This is a genomic window from Bradyrhizobium sp. SHOUNA76 (assembly GCF_023006445.1).
Classification (GTDB): Bacteria; Pseudomonadota; Alphaproteobacteria; order Rhizobiales; family Xanthobacteraceae; genus Bradyrhizobium.
On the sequence record NZ_JALBHA010001081.1, the window covers coordinates 1 to 624 of the forward strand.

The 624-nt window shown below is 68.1% G+C and carries 1 protein-coding gene and 1 pseudogene; both read left to right on the top strand.

Translation table 11 applies throughout. The features are described from left to right. The coding region (ybgF, locus tag MOV74_RS39850; protein ID WP_246933072.1) for a tol-pal system protein YbgF at positions 1–432 on the top strand (432 nt) is incomplete at its 5' end. Positions 433–510: 78 nt separating this feature from the next. Then, positions 511–624, top strand: a pseudogene (locus MOV74_RS39855) (tRNA(Ile)-lysidine synthetase); the annotation flags it as partial.

Here is a 624-nt window from a genome sequence, read left to right on the forward strand (position 1 = left end):
TATCCCGCGCCAGCGGGGGGCACCGGCCTGACCACGCTGCCGCCCTCGGCGACGCCGCGCGACGAGTTCGATCTCGGCATCGGCTACATGCAGCGCAAGGACTACGCGCTCGCCGAGCAGACCATGAAGAACTTCACGCAGAAATATCCGAGCGATCCGCTGCTCGGGGACGCGCAATACTGGCTCGGCGAGAGCTATTTCCAGCGCCAGCAATATCGCGATTCCGCGGAAGCCTTCCTCGCCGTCACCACCAAATACGAGAAATCGGCCAAGGCGCCGGATGCGCTGTTGCGGCTCGGCCAGTCGCTCGCCGCCCTGAAGGAGAAGGAGGCCGCCTGCGCCGCCTTCGGCGAGGTCGGCCGCAAATATCCGCGCGCCTCCGCCGGCGTCAAAGCCGCGGTCGACCGCGAGCAGAAGCGGGTGAAGTGCTGAGGTCCGGGGTCCCGACAACGCGGATGGTGCTACGCTAGACGGCGTAACCATCCGCCTGCGGAGGTCAGGGCCCGCGTCATGTCAGACGACGACAATTCTCCGATCGCGGCGCGCGAGGCGAGGCGGCTCTTCGCCGGCCTCAAAGCTGCGCCGGCGCTGGTGCTCGCCGTCTCCGGCGGACCCGACTCGGTC